The organism is Faecalicatena contorta (assembly GCF_003149105.1).
In the GTDB taxonomy this organism is placed as follows: domain Bacteria; phylum Bacillota; class Clostridia; order Lachnospirales; family Lachnospiraceae; genus Muricomes; species Muricomes contortus_C.
In genome coordinates, this window is record NZ_QGDS01000001.1 from 657,442 (window position 1) to 676,067 (window position 18,626).

An 18,626-nucleotide genomic window follows, 5' to 3' on the forward strand; every position below is an offset into this window, starting at 1 on the left:
TGCTTATCTTTTCTCTTCCCGGTCCGATAATATTAAAGGAAGGAGGATACTATGAAACTTTTAAAGCGGATTTTTACTGTATTTTTTATCACATTTCTCAGCGTATTTGTCTTGTCCTCACCGGTCACCCGGCATGTTCAGTCTAAAGAACCGGAAGTCTTGACAAATTCCGTAAAACTTTCCCGGCAGGAAGATGTGTCTGCCGTAACTGTAAAAAAAGACGATGAACCCAAAGGTCATACAATCTCCATTACCAGATACAGCCAGCATGATCCTGCCTGGAGCAGCTACCTGTACGGAGGGATAGACCCTATGTCCACCCACGGCTGCGGACCTGTGGCCCTTGCCATGGCTGTCAGTTCACTCTCAGATACGGTAATCACTCCTGTTGATGCAGCCCAGTGGTCGGCTGCAAACGGATGTTATTCCCCCAATAATGGTTCTGTACATGCTCTAATTCCAAACGGTGCTGCAAGCTATGGGCTGCGTGTGGAAAAACTTTCCCAGCTTACTCCCGATGCGTTCCGGTCTGCCCTGTCATTTGACAAACTTCTGGTGCTCCTTATGGGGCCGGGGGATTTTTCCGACTCGGGACATTTTATTGTAGCATACGGATATGACGAAAATGGTGCCATATTAGTTGCAGACCCGGCAAGCGAGGAACGCTCCGGTATGCACTGGCCCGCCGAAACCCTGATTAGTCAGCTCAGTGCATATGCAAAAAATGGCGGTCCTATATGGGTATTGTCAAAACCATAAAATGATGTATTTTCCTATAAAGTAAAAAGCCTTCGAAATTACGGCGGGTCTGTAATTCCGAAGGTTTTATCATTTACGGTAATAAGAGTCGCCGCCTGCAAGACGGCTGCTTAATATTCTGTCAATCTCAACAGTCTGTCCCCAGATACGTTTCGTTGCCTGTATTGTGTCTGCAATTTGCTTCCACACCGCATTCTCATCCTCATCCGGAACATCCGCAGGTGCATCTCCTCCCAGAACTGCACACACTCTCTCCTGTACGTCCTCATCCGTATTGGAAAGAAGTCGCTGGATACCTGCATCACAATTGCTGATTTTCTCCAGCTCCTTTCCTCTCATCTCAAGCACCATACGAGTCACCAGTTTATCGTCACTGGAGAGACCTTCGCCAAGCTCCTTTGTAAGCCGCTGCACTTCATTCATATAACGGTACTTTTTCTGCATCTCCGTCAGGACAGCAGACAGCAGCTCCTTCATATACCCTTCTCTCATACTGCCTTCTCCGCCGCCGCAAATGCATCCCGCAGATCTTTCACCAATGGCTGCAGCTCCTGTATGGTTTCCTTTTTTCTTCCTGCCTGCAGTCTGCTCAGCTCATAAATAAAGAAGTCATACATATTTCCCAATTCCATACTGATTGAATAATTATGATTCAGCGTACCCTTCAGATAATTTACAATCTCTACAGAGCGCCCTACAGATTGCTCAAACAGCTCATAATTCTCTATTCCTAATGCAATCTCTGCACGTTTTAACCGTTTCAGCAGCTCGTCATAAAGCAAAAGAAGCAGTTCTCCCTGTGTCATAGTCATAACTGACTGCTCTTTATATTGTTGGTATCCATTCCCGTTCATGTTTTATCCTACCTTCTTTTTATGAACTAAACATAGACATCAAATAGCTGCTCTGAGAATTCATCTGAGATATCAGCGTCTCTAATGCAGTAAACTGTGAAACATATCTGTCTTGTTCCATTGCCAGCTTATCTTTCAATCTGTCAATATAATCATTGATATCATCTATCTGCTTCTGTATGCCGTTTTGCAGCACTGATGTGGGGGCATAAGAGGAACCGGCGCGTTCTACTAATATTCCCTTCGTAGAGCCTGTCATAGATGCATAGCGGTCCATAACCGTCTTCATGGATGTCATCAGACCTCCAGAATTCGTTGTTCCATCTTCATTCTTTGATGCAGCGGCAGTAAATGCATTTTTCACTGCATCCGGATCTTTCCCCAAAGCAGCTTTAAACTCCGTCTCATTAAACACGAGCTTACCATTATCCGCATAGTTTGTGGACACCGTAATTCCCATCTTTTCAAATTCGGCCCTGAGGCTGTTTGGTATGATAAAACGAAGTCCGTCAGCCAATCCCCTCATATCTGTATCATTAAAGAGAAGTCCCTTCTTAGCCTCTGTTTCCCATTTCTCAATCTGGCTTTCAGACATCTCCTCCTTCTGCTCGTCGGTAAGAGGATTGTAGGCCCTGTCCGGCTTCTGATTTACTTCACCGTGAATCAGAGCAACTACTTCATTGTAAGCATCTATCATTTCCTTCACAACGGTGGCGGTAGCATCCACATCCACCTTGGCATCAAATGTGACTGCTTCAGTTCCTGCTATATAATTGCCTGTGCCGTCATATCCAAAAGTATTCTTTACAGTAATATTCATGCCGTCAATTGACATTGTATTGCTTCCCCGTGTAACTTCCGTCTCCATATCGGAACCGGCATATTTTACACGAATCACTGCATCCTGCCCTTTTACTTCTTTACCCGCAATCTCCGCTCCAAATAGTACGTCAGCCAGCTCACCTGATAATTCAATCGTGCCGCTTGCTCCCTGTTCTGTGGACTGTATCACAAACTTATCCGAATTTGACTGGTAAGAAACCGTGATTCCAAGCTCTTTTGTATTGTTAATAGCATTGATAATATCACTGATAGAACTATCCCATGACAATTCGTTGCCTTTTGAATCCTTCAATGTGCTTAAGTCTACCTCTACACCGTTATTTCTTATTATCATGTCTGTAGAAGTGGGAGTAAATCCTTTACCGCTCATCAGTCCGGAATCTGCAATTTTAGACGAAAGATTTACACGGTTAGATTCTCCGCTCTTAATACCAAATATACTGTCATTTCCCAGGATTCCCCTGTCTGCCGCAGTAATAGCCAACGTAGAGCTGTCATCCAAACCTCCACCTGGTATTGTAGTGGTAAATTTTAAAGATGCCGTGGATGAAGTCTCACCCACTGGGTCAAACTCCACCTTTATCCGATTCTTCCCGAATGCCTCATCCAGCTTCTTCTGAATATCACTCTGGACATTCGTCAGCGTAGAACCCTCAGCATAATTTTCCAGCTTAATCCACTTTACAGTTCCATTATAGGCAAAACTGATTTCCTTCCCGCTTAACGCCGCTCTGGTTGAAACGTTTGCTGTAAGCTGTGCCTCTTTTCCTGCGGTCCGACCCTCTTTTGTAATCGCCGTATTTGATGTAAACGCGTCTTCAAATCCAAGGTCCGCAAGAAGATCACCTGTGCTCCCAGAAACCTGCAATGAGTTCCCTGTATTTTCATTGTCTACATTGACAAATTTTACATGTCCGTTAACACTATCTTTCTCCACTTGCATAACATCAGCCAGTGTCCTGCCTGACCCAATTGATACATTTGACAATATCTTGTTCATAGACTCTACTGTCTTATCCACACTACTGTAATCATAACTGCTACTCAATGTCACGGTATAGCTCTTTGTGCCATAGGTGAGGAACAAAGATTCACCGGACACAGCATCTACATCCACCATTTCATTTAAGCCTTTTGCAATACTGCCTGTACTTAATGTTTGGTCAGAAGCTGAAGTAACAGATGATATCTGTGCATTTTTTGCAAGGCTCTTCACTCCCAGAACTGAAATAGTATCTGCCGAAACTCCGCTTCCGCTTACGGACAAATATTTACTATTCTCTCCAAGTGCTGTTATCAGATTCCTAGAAAACAACTTACTTGAACTGAGATTTGACGGGGATGAGTAAGACATGTATTTGTTAGAGAACTCATACAGCTTATTTGTAATATTCTGTATTGAGCTCTGCTGCCACTGGAAAGTCTGCAATTTCTGCTTCTGCGCCGCAATCTTGCTCCTTGTAGCATATGTCATATTCTTAATCAGCTCATCCCGGTCAAGCCCGCTGGCTAATCCGCCGTATCCCTTAATTGAGTTTGCCGAGTTCATTCCGGATGATGTAGTACCACTTAATCCATTAATCGATGCCATAGTATCCACTCCTTATTCTATAAAAAATTCTTTATTTGCTCATACCTGATTATCGGCGCATCTGCGGGAAAAATTAAGTGTCCTCTTTTAATCTCTGTTATGGTGCGGAGTTTCATTCACCCGGATACAGGCTTTTGTAATTTCAACGGTAATCTGGCCTGCGTATTTATTAGCATAAAAGTTGATAAGGGGAGAAACGGTCGCCTTATTTACCACCACATACTTCGACGGAAGCTTTGTCAGCGCAAGTGCCATTACATCTGCTTTGCAGTGTGAGCAAGTACATACCCCAAATTGTTTCATATAATTGACTACCTTTTCCTCAACGAGCCTCTCCATGACATTTACAAACACAAACCCTTTGTCAAATTCCTCGTCATCACACTCTTTCTGAGTCTTTTGTACATCTTTCTGTATAGATTCAGGTTGAGATTCCCCTGTTTTTTCCTCTTTCTGCTCCAGCGTGGATTCGTCCGCCGTTTCCTCTTCCAATTCTGGCTGAGTGTCTTCTACCTTTTCCTCTTCCAGTTCTGGCTTGGACTCTTCTACCTTTTCCTCTTCCAGTTCCGGCTGAGTGTCTTCTACCTTTTCCTCTTCCAGTTCCGGCTGAGTGTCTTCTACCTTTTCCTCTTCCAGTTCCGGCTGGATGGCTTCTGCCTCTTCCAGTTCTGGCCTGGGCTCTTCTGCCTTTTCCTCTTCCATCTCTGTTTCCAAAGACTTTCTTATTGTATCAGCTAATTTTGCCTCTTCATCCACCGAATCAATCACAGAGACTGAACTTTCGGGATCTACCGGAGGGAGAGGGCTTGTGTCCTGCACCTTTTTACTTTCTTTCTTATCTTCGCTGCCTGACAACAGGTTCAGTACATGATTCGTCTTATTTGTTCTTTTCGCCATCTTTGTAGCTCCCTCCTACGCACCTTTACTCATATTCCGAACTGCTTCCTTTACAAATTCCCGGTAGTCTATAGTAGGATTTGCTCTTGGAGCATAATCAAAAATGCTTAGACCATGTGCCGGTGCCTCAGCAGCAGCAACTCCATTACGAATCTTTGCCTCAAAGACTTTCGTTCCAATTTGGGACGCCACAGTCTGAGCCATCTCCAACACTTCTTTTGACAGTTTCGTTCTTCTATTATATTTCGTCATAAGAATACCCAGCACATTCAATCTTGGATTCATAGTCGCCTGTACCCCTTCAATGGTTTCTTTAAGCTGGATAAGTCCTACAAGGCTCAATATCTCAGCCGCCATCGGTATGACGAGATAATCTGCTGCTGTGTATCCATTTACAGTTAATATGTTTAATGCAGGAGGAGTATCAATAACAATATAGTCATAATCATCGCTGACCTCATGAAGTATATTCTTGAGCTGAAACTGTCTGTCACTGTCTGTAAGAAGTAATTCTGCTTCGCTTAACAGAATATTTGAAGCAAGGATGTCCACATAATCTTCCGTGTGACGGATTGCATCTTTGACTGATATTTCTCCTTTCAACACCTCATATACCGTGTGTCCTTTTTCAATATCCAGTCCAAGGCTAAAACCCAGATTCCCCTGAGAATCCAAATCCACAGCTAAGACCTTATGACCTGACTGATGCAGACCTACTGCAAGGGCCGCAGAAGAAGTTGTCTTTCCGACACCGCCCTTTTGATTTGTCAATACAATTGTTACTGCCACTTTAATACCTCCACATTATCATGCCTTATTGATCATCCATAGTTCAATAAGTATATCTTCTCTACCTTAATACATCTTCCAAATGCTCTATACTGTCAGTTCTTTCAGAAAATAGAGGCTTTTCCCCTTTTCTTACATATTCTGTTGTCAGAGTATTCCAGATTGAATTTACATTTTCCACACAATCAATATAAATCTGTGCAAGGAGATAGGTGGGAACCCCCAGTTCCTCGGATAGAGATTTGCTTTCTTTCCAGTCGGCCTTCTCATATGCCAGAATCAGCTTGTAGACACTTCCTGCGGCTCCTTCCCCACTTATAAGAGCGGCTTTTGCAGCCGGATTCAATGGAATTCTTTCCAAAATCTCTTCCATTGTAGCATCCACCATATATTCCATTGTAGAAAACATTCCCATCATATAGGCTTCATTATTTGTAATCGGACAGTTCTTTACATAATTTACAAGTTCAAATGCAAACTTTGCTCTTAAAAATGAAATTTTCAGAAGCTCCTCTGCAGCCGGATCTCCTGCATCCTGTCTGAAACTCAGCATATATACCCATTGCCTGAGCTGTCCGATTCCCAGTGTAACCAATGCCTGCCGTATAGAAGATGTCCTTCTTCTGAGGGCAAAATACGCAGAGTTAACCAGTTTTAAAAGAGTGAACGTTAATCCTGCATCCCGGCTGATAATCCGTTCGATCTCAGCAATATCAGGCTCCGGTTTGGATACCTCAACGAGGAGCTGGAAAAAGTTCCCTTTCATATATGTCACCCGATCTACTTTTGTGACAAGTGTACGCGCTATGTAATCTCCCTCCAGATAATCCACACCTAAATCAACGGCATAATCATAGATTTCTTTGGAATCAATATTTGTGGCAATACATTTCTTATCAATGCCTTTGGCCATACTTATGATATTTTTTAAGGTACTGCGTTCCTTTTTATCCTCATAAAGTTCCTTCCTCCGCATATCGAAACGTATATAGCTTACATCATCCAGCATCTCAAGATATCTTAGAGAAAATTGAAAATCATTTACCGCAAATTGGTAGCCTGCCCGGCGGTATTTCCGGATAACTGGTTTTGCCAGAGGGTTTACAACCAGGTTATCATCAATCTGTATAATCACTTTGTCCGGCTCAAACATTTTCGGAGTATTTCTAAATAAGAGTGAAGATGTGAACGTAATAAACATTATCTTATCACTCACAAATTTATTACTGTTACTCATTAGGAAATTTGAAATCATATCTGCAGCAGACGTTTCAGGCTGAGCAAAAAGAGTGTCCTGGCTTCCTTGAAACAATAATTCATAGCCTATCACTTTTCCTGTACGTGTCTCCTTGATAGCTCTTCTAACTACACATCTATCCATTTATACTTTCCCTCTCCGCAAAAGGCCATCTATTACATCTACAAGATGCCCGATATCTGGTTTTGACAGTTGTTCATCAGCGCCTAGTTCCTTTCCTTTCAACTCCATTTCAGGAGAAATCAAAGAAGAGAAAATAATAAGGGGCAGCCGTTTTAATGCCTCATCCGACTTCACCAGCTTTGTCAGCCTGTGGCCGTCCATCTGGGGCATTTCAATATCAGTGATAATCAAATCAATTTTTTCTTCCAAACTGCCATCTTTGATAGATTCCAGATAGTCCCATGCCTCTTTTCCATTATTACATTTTACAATGTTCCTGTACCCTGCCTTATTCAGGGAAGATTCAATCATTCTGGTAAGCAAGATAGAGTCTTCAGCCAAAAGGATGGAATACTTGCTTCTGTCAGTTCCTGTATACCCTTTTACTTCATCCATCTGTATTCCGGTTTCAGGGGCGATGTCTGCCACAATCTTCTCAAAGTCCAGTATTGTAACCAAATCTTTCCCACACTGTGCAATGCCTGTTGCAAGTCCTTCTTCGCCACCTTTGCTCAGTGTTTTGTCCGGTTTCTTAATGTCTGTCCAGGATATTCTCTGAATTCCTTCCACAGTGTGGACACGGAAAGCGATGTGCATCTTATTGAAATTTGTTATCATAAATAAGTCCTTTACCCCCGGCTGAGTCTCCTGACCTGTCAGATAGTATGGAAGATCCACCACCGTAAGCATGGTATCCCTTGGTTTAAATATACCTTCCACTGCTTCATGTGAATGAGGTATTGGCTTTACCTTGTCAGACATCATAATCTCTCTTACTTTTGCCACATTGATTCCATACAACTCATTGTGTATTGTGAATTCCATAATCTCAATTTCATTTGTGCCTGATTCCAGCAGAATTTCTGTCTTTGCCATTTGCATGCTCCTCGCTTTCCTTTTTATCATGTTTCATTACTTGTACTGCGTTCACATTATAATATCTTGTTTTCCATAAGTATGTATACTCACTGTTCCTGTTTCCGCAGCAACGCGCATGGTTCTCGCATAATTACTGCCCACATCCTGGCGGGTCAGGCTAATCTGCTCCTTTAGCAGGATATTTCTTACGCTTTCAATATTTTTCTCTCCAATATTTGCCAGGGAACTGCTTCCCAGTACTTCAAACATTCTAGCCCCCCCGGCTATTTTACATATGTACCGGCTTTTCACTCCTCCAAATACAGACATCCTGCGGAGTGTCTCCTGAATCCCCGTATCCGCAAACTTAAAAATCTGAGTGTCTGACGGATTGGAGCACTTAGGCAGCATAATATGCAGAAGGGCGGTAAGCTTAATCATAGGATCATAAAAACTGATTCCGATGCAGGAACCCAGGGCATAAGTAATCAATGTCCCCTCCTGCCGCACAATCTTCATATCTGCAATTCCAACTGTTACCTCTTTATTCATGTCCTGCCACCAACTTTGTAATCAACTTATTCAGGGAGCGGATATCCGGCAGCATCAGCAGGCTGCTGTCTAGCTGCTGCTGATTCAGAATAAACTTTCCTGATATAATCATAATCTTATTTGTTTCGTATCCAAGTTCTATCATAGGAACACTGAGAATTCCTCCCAGCATATTAATCGAAATCGCCGGCACAGACAAATCGATGTCCAGCCCTGCCAGGCCTGACAAAGCATTCACATAAGAGGATATTATGATATTTCCCACTTCGGTAAGCGCAGAAATCTCCAACTCATCAAGTTCCGTATAATCTGAAACCGTCTCCCCCAGCATCGTTCCCAGCACTGCATTGATAAAATCCATTCTCAGCAGAAACAGCATGATCCCATTCATATCCCCGGACATCTGCACAAGTATAGCTGCTACAGGCTCCTCCGGGTTGCCCAGCATTGTCATTGATTCATTGAACCCTGCAATCTTAACATCAGGAAGTTTAATTCTGACATTTGCCGACAAAAGTTCTGAAACGGCTGTTGCCGCATTCCCGGTTCCAATGCTTCCTACCTCCCGGATTACATCAAGTGCAAGATCCCCTATATCATCATAATTTTTAATTTCCATTTTGTCTGTGCATCCTCCCCCTATATTTATGCTCTCAAGCCATTTACAGTCTGTTCTACTTCATCCGATGTCTGAATCATCTTCAGTACCAGGGAGTATGCCCTGGATGCCTCAATGGTGTTTGACATTTCATCTGCCATGTCTACATTGGACATTTCCAGATATCCCTCGGTAAGGCGGGCACCGGTACTCAAGACAGCCGCTCCGTTCTTTGCCAAAGGCTGAAATTCATTCGTTCCAGTACTTACCATACCATCCGTATTTTGAAATGTATAGATTCCGGGAGTCCCCTGTATTTGACCATTCACAAACCGGATTGGATTCCGGTTGGCATCCAGTACCAGCTTTCCTGAGTCGGAAACCAAATAAAACCCATCCTGCCTCCTGGAAAGTGAAAACTGTCCGTTCCTTGTATAAAATGCATCCCCGCCGGCAGGGTCTCTCAGCATGAAAAACCCTTCCCCGGATATTGCAAAATCATAGTCTCCGCTTCCGGGCTGAAAGCCGGCCCCGGCAAAATTTGTGTTCGTGTGGTTCACCACCGCACCTGCACCAGCTGTCAGCTGTGTGTTTTCCCCCTCTTCTGCACGCATATTATAATGCATCAGCTCCAAAAAGACAGGGCTCTTTGATTTATACCCTATTGTATTTACGTTTGCGATATTATTGGATATCACATTCATTTTTTCCTGCTGAGTCCTGGCGCCCCGCGCCGCTGTGTAAAATGAAGTATCCATTCTATTCCTCCTATAACGGACCTAATTGTGACACGATTTTTCCTGTCAACTGGTCGTACATTTTTAGAACCTGTGCATTGCTCTGCAATATCCTCTGGCTGCTCATCATCTCTGTCATCTCTTTTACAGTGTCTACATTTGAATATTCCAGCGCCTTATGGATAACTGCCCCATTGACAGCATTTCCCTGTGCATTAGCCGTAAATGTACCGTCTGCTCCTCTTGTCAGCTGCTCATCCTTATTCTGGAAATCTACAACCGAGAGTCTGCCCAGATAAGTATTTCCATTTTCAGTATAGATGTTTCCTGTGGAATCAGCAACAACTTTGTCAGTGCCCAGATAAATAGGCCCATTTACACCAAGTACCCTTCCTACACCCTGCAGGCAAAGATAACCGGCATCATCAAGAGAAAAGGAACCATTTCTTGTATATACCGTACCATCAGCTCCCTGTACACTGAAAAACCCATCAGAGTCCAGTGCAAAATCCAGGCTGCTGGTTGTACTTTTATATCCAGCCTTCGTATAATCTGTGTAATTGCGGTCTGCAGTCACAATACGGTTCATATATCCTATAGGCACAGGATTGCTCTTGTCCTTATTCCCGCTTCTGTAAATAAGCTCCTCCTGGAATGTTTTTGACACAAACTTCTCACTTTTATAACCGCTTGTAGAAACATTTGTCATATTATTACTGATGACATTCAGGTTTCTTGTCTGTGTCAGCATACCGGATGTCAGATTATAAAATCCCTGAAACATACGATTCCTCCTTTTTTTCACTTCCATTGCTTTTTTCTATGTATTCTCTAAGTTTCCCGACTGCGCTTGCATGTATCTGGGATACTCTTGGTTCGCTTACATTTATTATCGACGCAATCTGCTTCATATTTAATTCTTCTACGTAATATAAAGAAATCACCATTTGTTCTTTTTCTTTCAGGGAGCGTATTGCTTCCGCAAGAGTGTTCCTGAACTCTTGTTCCATGAACCGCTCTTCCGGCTGCTCATCTTTTTTGTCAGAAGGTATTTGGACTGCCCTGTACCGCTCACTCGTCTCTTCCAGAATCATATCCAAAGACAAAACCGAAGACAAACTTGCCTTTCCCATTACACTTCTGATTTTCTGAGGTTCCATTTCCATGCGTTCTGCCAGATCTTCCACTGAAGGGGGTCTCCCATGTTCCGAATAGAACTTTGAAGATACTTCATTGATATCCCTCAGGTTTTTCCGGACTGTACGCGGAACCCAGTCCTGCTTTCTGGCAATGTCAATAATCATTCCACGGATTCGTCTTGATGCATAAGTTTCAAATTTGGCGTTTTTATCCGCATCAAATTTATCAATGGCAGTCATCAGCATCAGAACACCTTCGTTCACAATATCTTCCATCTGCGTAAATCCAACATAAACATCTCTCATCTGTATGGCAATGCTTTTCACAATATAGAGGTATCGAAGCGCCAATTCCTTCTTAATCTCAAGTTCGCCTGTTTTTTGATAAAGTGTGAGAAGCTCTTCATTTGTATAGTCGGTCAGCACTTTGCTTTGTTCTTTTGTTTCTCCCATGCCTGTCCCCTTTTTATCGCCTTATTCCTGTTTGATATTCCCAATTGCCTGAATCTGCACATTATCAGCTATCTCATTAAATGCCAGCACATGTACCGACGGATAGAACTGCTCAAGCATCTGGTACAAATATACACGGATTACCTGGCTTGTGAGAATGATAATCTCCTGGGATATTTCCTGAAACTTTTTGACTTCCTCACCTACTTGGGTCAGCACACTCTGCATGACATCCGGGCTTACCGCCAGATAGACACCTTGCTCACCCTTAGCCAGACACTGGACAAGCGTCTTTTCCAGTTCTGCATCCAGGGTCACTACTCTCATCTGTCCGCCCACACAGAACCTTCTGGTAATCGTTCTTTTGAGCGCTATTCGGATTCTCTCTGTCACCTTTGTGATATCTTCTCCGGGAACACTGGTATTTGCAATGGTTTCCAAAATTGTCTCCATCGCCTTGATTGGGATTCCCTCTTTTAACAGATTAACTAATATTTTCTGGAAATTACCATAGGACATTAGGTTGGGCACCACTTCCTCTACAAGGTCCGGCGCTGATTTCTTCAGATTTTCAAGCAGTTGGTTCACTTCCTGCCTGTTCAGTAGTTCATAGGCATGCTGTTTAATTGTCTCTGAAAGGTGGGTAATCATAACCGACAGGGGATCAATGACCGTATAACCGTAAATCTCTGCCATCTCCTTATTTTCAGGCAATATCCACTTACTTGGAATTCCATATGCAGGCTCAATTGTCTCTATACCATCAATCTGTCCGGAAGGAGTAGATGGCTCCAGTGCCAGATAGTGATCTACCAGGATTTCTCCTTTGGCAACTTCTTCCCCTCTTATTTTAATGAGATACTGGTTTGTATTCAGACTGGAACTATCCCGCAGTCTGACCGAAGGAATCACAAATCCCATGTCCTGTGCGTATTGTCTGCGGAAAATCACAATACGGTTAATCATCTTACCTCCGCTTGATTCATCCACCAGGGAGATCAGGCTATATCCAAATTCCATCTCAATCGGTTCTACCTCAATCAGGGAATAGATATTATTGATGTCTTTATAATACTCTTCTTCTGTCACAGGCGCACTGGACATTTCCGCCGCCTGCTCTGCGGCCTGTTCCTGGAGAACCACATTTTCTTCTATCTTCCTGCTAAGCCTGTAACCACCAATAATAAGGAAGCCCCCCAGAATTCCCATCTGAATCTTAGGCATCCCCGGTACAAGCATCAGAACCAGAAGAACACCGCCTGTTATCATAATCGCCCTGGGCTGGGCAAGAAACTGCTGTGACACATCTTCATTCAGACTGCCTTCTGAGACAGCTCTTGTTACAATCATACCGGTGGAGGTGGATATCAAGAGCGCCGGAATCTGAGAAACCAGACCATCACCTACCGTTGCAATGGAATAGACTGAAAGGGCCTGTGAAAGCTCCATTCCTGAAAGTAATATACCCATAGCGAAGCCGCCAATCAGGTTGATTATGGTGATGATGATAGACATAATTGCATCACCCTTGACTATTTTTGTGGCACCATCCATGGCACCGTAAAAGTCGGCTTCTCGCTGTATTTTGCTTCTTCGTATCCGGGCATCCTGCTCACTGATCAGTCCGGAACTTAAATCCGCATCAATTGCCATCTGCTTACCGGGCATAGCGTCCAATGTAAATCTGGCAGCAACCTCTGCCACACGTTCCGCACCCTTCGTAATAACGATAAACTGAACTAATACAATAATAAAGAAAATAATAAATCCAACAATAATATTCCCTTTTAGTACAAAGTCACCAAATGAATGGATGACCCGTCCTGCCTGACCCTGGTTGGATAAAATATTTCTGGTTGAAGAAACATTGATTCCCAGCCTGAAAAGGGTTGTTATCAGCAAAAGTGACGGGAATATGGAAAACTCCAGGGGTTCTTTTATATTCATACTGATTAAAAGAATAATCATGGATATAGATATGTTTATAATAATCATGACATCCAAAATAAATGGAGGCATGGGAATAATCAAGAGCAAAACAATGACTATTACGAAAAGAGCCACTGAGTTATTTAACAACCGCTTCATGCTTTACCTCATCTTCTTGTTCATCTTATATACAAATACCAGAACCTCTGCTACTGCACCATAGTATTCCATCGGTATCTCATGGTTTACCTCTGTCTGTGCATACAGACCCCTGGCAAGAGGTTTATCCTCTATGACCGCAACATTGTGTTCCTCTCCGATTCTGACAATCCTAAGGGCAAGCTCGTCCTGCCCCTTCGCAACCACAATAGGTGCGTTGTTCTTATCTGTATCATAAGAGAGTGCAACTGCAAAGTGCGTAGGGTTACGGATAATAACATCCGCCGCCGGAACCGCCTGCATCATTCTCATTCTGGCCCGCTGCCTCTGTAAATCACGAATCCGCCCTTTAATTTCCGGATTTCCTTCCGTCTGTTTAAATTCCTCTTTTACTTCCTGCTTCGACATGCGAATTTTACGCTCATAGTCCCATCTCTGGAACAGATAGTCAAAAAGGGCAATTACTGTAAATACCATAGAAACCCTGATAATCATCGTCATCATCAAGTCAAACATATGCGCGATTGAACCTGAAACAGACATATCCATGGTACGCATTACTGTTTCTGCATCTGCTTTTAGCAGATTGTAAAGAATTACAATAAGTACAATTACTTTTAAAATATTTTTTATAAGTTCTGTTGCATTTTTTAGTGAAAAAAGTTTTTTTATCCCCTGCATAGGGCTTATCCGGTTGAATTTCGGGTAAAAATTCTTTGCGGTGAAAAGAAAGCGGGTCTGAATCCCATGCATAATCACTCCCACCGTCATACAGATAAACGCAAAGGGTAATATTGTCTTTGCGGATGCCAGCATAAATTCTCTTCCATATTCCCCTACATTATTTTGGTTTAATTCATTTACGCTCCCGGCTAATTCCAGAAACCGTTTCATGAATTGTGTAATCGTACCCAAAATATAAGGAGCAAGCTGCTTTAACGCATAAAAAGAGACAAAGACAAACACAATGTTAACAACATCCGTGCTCTGAAAAATATTTCCCTCTTTTCTTTCATCACGCCTTTTTTTCGGGGTGGCTTTTTCGGTTTTTGAATCTGCGGCCAAACAATATCCCTCCCTTAATTACCCTGCAAGCCTCAATATATCCTGTATTGTCTGCATCATATCTGTAATAAGTCTGCTCAGGAAATCTCCTGCCGGTGATATCATGAAAACCATCATAATAATCCCCAATATTACCCTAAGTTGAATGCTTACTACAAAAAGGTTAATCTGCGGGATAATCCGCATCAAAAGCCCCGTTGCAATTTCCATCAAAAATTCAAATGCTATAATCGGAAATGACAATTTTACTGCCAAAACGATACATTGTATAAATATATTCAGCATGGACTGCGCTGCATCCGTTCCCAGCACAACACCGGCATAGGGCACAACATTTCCTGATTCAGCTAATATCTTAATTAGTGCCAGATGCCCGTCGACTGCAAAAAACAGTAAAAGATAATATATCTGCAGTATATTTCCGGTCATAGCTACCTGTGTGCCGTTCTGTGCATCATACACAGTAGACATAGACAATCCCATCTGAAAATCTATCACTGATCCCGCATAAGTAACCACCATGTCGAAAAGCTGCATCACGAATCCCACAAGGTATCCCAATGCAAATTCCTTTAACAGGAGTACACCATACACAATTGCCGATGTGACATCTACGTCCGGCACCTGAGCAGAGGGGTATATTCCAATGGCAAGTACAAATACCAATCCGGTCTTAAATACTGCCGGTATAGTTCTTCTGCCAAGAACAGGGTTCAAGAAAACAAAACCAGACATTCTCATTAGAATCAATGTAAATAACACAAACTCCGGTGTGCCTGTCAAAGACATGTTACTCCTCCTAACCTGCTATCAGAAGAAATATCTGCTGAGTAAATTCCTGCAGCGACTTTAACATACTGTCGCCCATCACAACAAGCAGCACGCCTATTACAATCAATTTCGGCACAAATGTCAGAGTCTGCTCGTGAATCTGTGTCGCGGCCTGAAGAATAGAAATGACAATTCCCACTACCATACTGATAATTAATATCGGCCCCCCAAGTTTCACAGCCATAACAAACAGCTGATACATCAGGTCCATAATTTCTCCGGTTGTCAGCATCCTTCTTCCTCCTGTCAGTAATTAAAGCTTTTTACTATAGTAGAAAATAGCAGCTCCCATCCGTTCAGTGTGACAAATAATAACAATTTGAACGGTAATGCGATGGTTGCAGGGGGCAGCATAATCATTCCCATAGACATCAATGTACTAGATACAATAATATCAATCAGGAGAAATGGAATAAACAATAATAATCCGGCCATAAATCCCCGTTTCAGTTCACTGGTCATAAAAGACGGAATAATAACAGTCAGAGGCAAATCGGGAGCTTCCATTGTCTCCTCAATCCCCGCCATATCTATATACATATTCAGGCTGCTGTTTTCTGTCTGCTTTAGCATAAATTCCTTCATAGGAACCGCAGCTCTATTCAGTGCTTCCTGCTGTGTAATCTCACCAGTTTTATACGGCTGGTATGCATCCGTATTGATATCCTGAATTACCGGATTCATGATAAATAATGTCAGAAATAACGCAATCCCCGTCAGCACCATGTTGGGCGGTGTCTGTTGTATTCCCAGTGCATTCCTCGTGAAAGAAAGAATAATGATAATTCTGACAAAGGAAGTCATCATGACAACAATAGACGGAAGAAGCATTAAAACTGTCATCATGACAATTATTTCCAGGGAAGGGACTTGATCCCCATTTATGTTAATTAAAGAATTTGTATCCATGTATTTACTTCTTTCTTTTTGTCAGTCTTTCCAACTGCTGTTTAAAATTCGGGATTTCCAAAGCATCTCCTATGCTGTCATCCAGTTCTTCTAATTCATCAAACTTATCCAGCACAGTAATCTGAGAGGAGGTCATCCCCAATAAAAGGTAACTCTTTCCCGTCTGAACAATGGCAAGAGTCCCATACTGCCCGACCGGAAGCTGGGACACCATCTTCATATACTGTGTTCTTCCGCTAATTTTTCCTGTTCTGCCGATATGCTTTGAAGAGACATACGCCAGGTAGAGAATTACACCGATAATCAGTAGAGAGCCCAGTGCCGTAGTTATTCCATCAAACATATGTATACTCCCCTATTCAAGCAATGCAATCTCTTCTTTCAGAATCTCTGTGATACGGATACCAAAATTATCATCGACTACTACTACATCCCCTTTTGCGATGCACTGCCCGTTTACAAACAAATCCACTTGTTCCCCTGCAAGTTTATCAAGAACTACCAGTGAGCCTTTATTCAGATCCAAAATGTCCTTCACCAGTTTTCTTGTCCGTCCAATCTCTACGGAAACATCAAGGGGTACTCCCATAATTAATTCCATATTTGCATCCTGTTCCTCCTGACTGGGCTGACTGTCTGCGTTTGTCGCTAAGTTCGGCCGCGGTGCAGGATTAACCCCTATCTTTTTCGGAGCACGTCCCTGCTGCATCTGCTGAATCTGAGCCTGCATTTGCTGCATCTGCTGCATTTGCTGGCGCATTAAATCCATCATGCCTGTAATAGCCTCAGAATTCTGCTGATTTACTGGCGGCATCTGTGCTGCCATGCCTGGTACCTGAACTGGTGCACTTTGAGGCTGCCCCCCCATCAACTGCGACTGGAATGCATCTGTCTGTATCTGTCCGTTTCCGGGCTGCAACTGAGATGTGTCTGTCTGTACCTGTACGTTTCCAGGCTGAATCCCAGATACATCTGCCTGTACCTGTACGTTTCCAGGCTGAATCCCGGATACATCTGCCTGTGTCTGTCCATTTCCAGGCTGAACTCCTGGTGCATCTGTCTGTACCTGTCCGGTAAGCTCTTCTGGCTGAGGTGCATCCACCTGTACCTGCTCCTGAATCGACGTAACCACAGGAACAGTTTTCTGCGGCTCTTCTACTATATCAGGCACTCCATCAGCAAAGAACCCGGCAACTAATTCATGTGCAAGTCCTATGGGCATAAGGTTCATAAACTCACTTTTCAGTTTATCTGCAATTTGGATTGTGAATCCAATTACAGCCATTACTCCCTCGTCTTTAAAATACTTCTCTTTAAACTGGTTTGCACTTGCAACCTCAAAAGATTGCGGAGTCGAAATATTTACTGTTCTTCCCAGCAATTCTGAAAGTGCGGTTGCAGAGGCTCCCATCATCTGGTTCATAACCTCACAGATAGCGCTTATATTCATTTCATCTAGTTCAAAGTCTTCTTCCGGTATCTCCATGCCCATCAGCATTTCAACGATGACCCGCACATCATTGCGTTTCAGAAGCATGATATTACTTCCTGTAAGACCCTCTATGTAAACGATTTCTACCCCAACGGCCGGCTCCAGATGATTGAACTCAAATTCTTCCTCCTTCTGGATCTTAACAACCGGAGTTGTAATATCTACCCGTGCATCCAGCATTGTAGAAATAGCCGTCGCTGAAGCGCCGAGACTAATATTTAGTATTTCTCCTATGGCGTCTATTTCCATTGAACTTAATTTCTTATTGTCCATTCGTTAACTCTCTTTCCGGCAATGCCAAGCCACTCTTTATTTTCCTATTTCTAACGCCTTCTGTGCCATCTGCTTTACAGCATTAAACGCAGTAATGTTCGCTTCATATGAACGTGTAGCCGCCATTGCATCTGTTGTTTCTTGTACGACATCCACATTGGGCATCCTGACATACCCCTGGTCGTCGGCATCCGGATGTTCCGGGTTGTACACTGCTTTTAGCTCTGTAGCATCATCCACAATTGCAGTGGCCTCAACTCCGCCATTTGAAGTTGTTTTGCCCATTGCCTTGTTCAGCACCGTACGGAAATCATCTTTCGATTCTAAAACCACCAGTTTTCTGCGGTATGGAGTCCCATCCTCGGTTCTGGTCGTTTCAATATTGGCAATATTTTCCGCTGCGACATCCAGACGCAGCCGCTGTGCTGTCATGCCAGTCGCACTAATATTCAGAGAACTTAAAAAAGACATACCGTTC

The 18,626-nt window shown here is 43.0% G+C and carries 21 protein-coding genes; 1 reads left to right on the forward strand and 20 read right to left on the reverse strand.

The window, feature by feature from the left end; all coding sequences use genetic code 11:
- Positions 1 to 51: 51 nt before the first annotated feature.
- Positions 52 to 759, forward strand: a complete 708-nt coding sequence (locus tag A8805_RS03100) for a C39 family peptidase (protein ID WP_109708725.1) — start codon at positions 52 to 54, stop codon at positions 757 to 759.
- A gap of 69 nt (positions 760 to 828) precedes the next feature.
- Here A8805_RS03100 and A8805_RS03105 read toward each other — a convergent pair whose 3' ends face one another.
- The 20 genes from A8805_RS03105 to flgC all read right to left on the reverse strand — a co-directional run bounded on the left by A8805_RS03105 (position 829) and on the right by flgC (position 18,619).
- A complete protein-coding gene (locus A8805_RS03105) occupies positions 829 to 1,251 on the reverse strand; it encodes a hypothetical protein (protein ID WP_109708726.1) in 423 nt (140 codons plus the stop codon).
- Positions 1,248 to 1,613, reverse strand: coding sequence for a flagellar export chaperone FliS (fliS, locus tag A8805_RS03110; RefSeq protein ID WP_109708727.1), 366 nt, complete (start codon positions 1,611 to 1,613; stop codon positions 1,248 to 1,250). Before fliS ends, A8805_RS03105 begins: the two co-directional genes overlap by 4 nt.
- Positions 1,614 to 1,632: 19 nt before the next feature.
- Complete coding sequence (gene fliD, locus A8805_RS03115; protein ID WP_109708728.1) at positions 1,633 to 4,047, reverse strand: flagellar filament capping protein FliD; 2,415 nt, start codon at positions 4,045 to 4,047, stop codon at positions 1,633 to 1,635.
- A gap of 87 nt (positions 4,048 to 4,134) precedes the next feature.
- Positions 4,135 to 4,944, reverse strand: a complete 810-nt coding sequence (locus A8805_RS03120) for a late competence development ComFB family protein (RefSeq protein WP_109708729.1) — start codon at positions 4,942 to 4,944, stop codon at positions 4,135 to 4,137.
- A gap of 15 nt (positions 4,945 to 4,959) precedes the next feature.
- On the reverse strand, positions 4,960 to 5,733 hold the full coding sequence (locus tag A8805_RS03125; protein WP_109708730.1) for a ParA family protein: 774 nt from the start codon (positions 5,731 to 5,733) through the stop codon (positions 4,960 to 4,962).
- Positions 5,734 to 5,794: 61 nt separating this feature from the next.
- Positions 5,795 to 7,114: an EAL and HDOD domain-containing protein gene (locus A8805_RS03130; protein ID WP_109708731.1), complete on the reverse strand. Its 1,320-nt coding sequence runs from the start codon at positions 7,112 to 7,114 to the stop codon at positions 5,795 to 5,797.
- On the reverse strand, positions 7,115 to 8,029 hold the full coding sequence (locus A8805_RS03135) for a chemotaxis protein (RefSeq protein ID WP_109708732.1): 915 nt from the start codon (positions 8,027 to 8,029) through the stop codon (positions 7,115 to 7,117). It abuts the gene before it with no gap.
- A 51-nt stretch (positions 8,030 to 8,080) separates the two neighbouring features.
- On the reverse strand, positions 8,081 to 8,563 hold the full coding sequence (locus A8805_RS03140; RefSeq protein ID WP_109708733.1) for a chemotaxis protein CheD: 483 nt from the start codon (positions 8,561 to 8,563) through the stop codon (positions 8,081 to 8,083).
- The gene (locus A8805_RS03145; protein WP_109708734.1) at positions 8,556 to 9,182 is read right to left on the reverse strand and encodes a chemotaxis protein CheC; all 627 of its coding nucleotides are present in this window, start codon (positions 9,180 to 9,182) and stop codon (positions 8,556 to 8,558) included. Before A8805_RS03145 ends, A8805_RS03140 begins: the two co-directional genes overlap by 8 nt.
- Before the next feature lie 26 nt (positions 9,183 to 9,208).
- Positions 9,209 to 9,919 (reverse strand): flagellar hook-basal body protein, encoded by a 711-nt coding sequence (locus tag A8805_RS03150; RefSeq protein WP_109708735.1) that lies wholly within the window; start codon positions 9,917 to 9,919, stop codon positions 9,209 to 9,211.
- Positions 9,920 to 9,929: 10 nt separating this feature from the next.
- Positions 9,930 to 10,682, reverse strand: coding sequence for a flagellar hook-basal body protein (locus A8805_RS03155; RefSeq protein ID WP_109708736.1), 753 nt, complete (start codon positions 10,680 to 10,682; stop codon positions 9,930 to 9,932).
- Positions 10,663 to 11,490, reverse strand: a complete 828-nt coding sequence (locus A8805_RS03160) for a sigma-70 family RNA polymerase sigma factor (RefSeq protein ID WP_109708737.1) — start codon at positions 11,488 to 11,490, stop codon at positions 10,663 to 10,665. The genes A8805_RS03155 and A8805_RS03160 overlap by 20 nt, the downstream gene beginning before the upstream one ends.
- A 21-nt stretch (positions 11,491 to 11,511) precedes the next feature.
- Positions 11,512 to 13,578, reverse strand: a complete 2,067-nt coding sequence (gene flhA, locus A8805_RS03165) for a flagellar biosynthesis protein FlhA (RefSeq protein WP_109708738.1) — start codon at positions 13,576 to 13,578, stop codon at positions 11,512 to 11,514.
- A gap of 3 nt (positions 13,579 to 13,581) precedes the next feature.
- A complete protein-coding gene (gene flhB / locus A8805_RS03170; protein WP_109708739.1) occupies positions 13,582 to 14,643 on the reverse strand; it encodes a flagellar biosynthesis protein FlhB in 1,062 nt (353 codons plus the stop codon).
- 18 nt (positions 14,644 to 14,661) lie between these two features.
- On the reverse strand, positions 14,662 to 15,432 hold the full coding sequence (gene fliR, locus A8805_RS03175) for a flagellar biosynthetic protein FliR (protein WP_109708740.1): 771 nt from the start codon (positions 15,430 to 15,432) through the stop codon (positions 14,662 to 14,664).
- Positions 15,433 to 15,442: 10 nt separating this feature from the next.
- Positions 15,443 to 15,703, reverse strand: a complete 261-nt coding sequence (locus tag A8805_RS03180) for a flagellar biosynthetic protein FliQ (RefSeq protein ID WP_109708815.1) — start codon at positions 15,701 to 15,703, stop codon at positions 15,443 to 15,445.
- A 17-nt stretch (positions 15,704 to 15,720) separates the two neighbouring features.
- Positions 15,721 to 16,383 carry a flagellar type III secretion system pore protein FliP gene (fliP, locus tag A8805_RS03185; protein WP_109708741.1) on the reverse strand — a complete coding sequence of 221 codons (663 nt, stop codon included), beginning with the start codon at positions 16,381 to 16,383 and terminating at the stop codon, positions 15,721 to 15,723.
- Between the two features lie 4 nt (positions 16,384 to 16,387).
- The gene (locus A8805_RS03190) at positions 16,388 to 16,726 is read right to left on the reverse strand and encodes a FliO/MopB family protein (protein ID WP_109708742.1); all 339 of its coding nucleotides are present in this window, start codon (positions 16,724 to 16,726) and stop codon (positions 16,388 to 16,390) included.
- Positions 16,727 to 16,738: 12 nt separating this feature from the next.
- Entirely contained in the window at positions 16,739 to 18,148 is a 1,410-nt protein-coding gene (gene fliN, locus A8805_RS03195; protein WP_109708743.1) for a flagellar motor switch protein FliN, read from the reverse strand.
- Positions 18,149 to 18,184: 36 nt separating this feature from the next.
- Positions 18,185 to 18,619 carry a flagellar basal body rod protein FlgC gene (flgC, locus tag A8805_RS03200; protein ID WP_109708744.1) on the reverse strand — a complete coding sequence of 145 codons (435 nt, stop codon included), beginning with the start codon at positions 18,617 to 18,619 and terminating at the stop codon, positions 18,185 to 18,187.
- Positions 18,620 to 18,626: the final 7 nt, after the last annotated feature.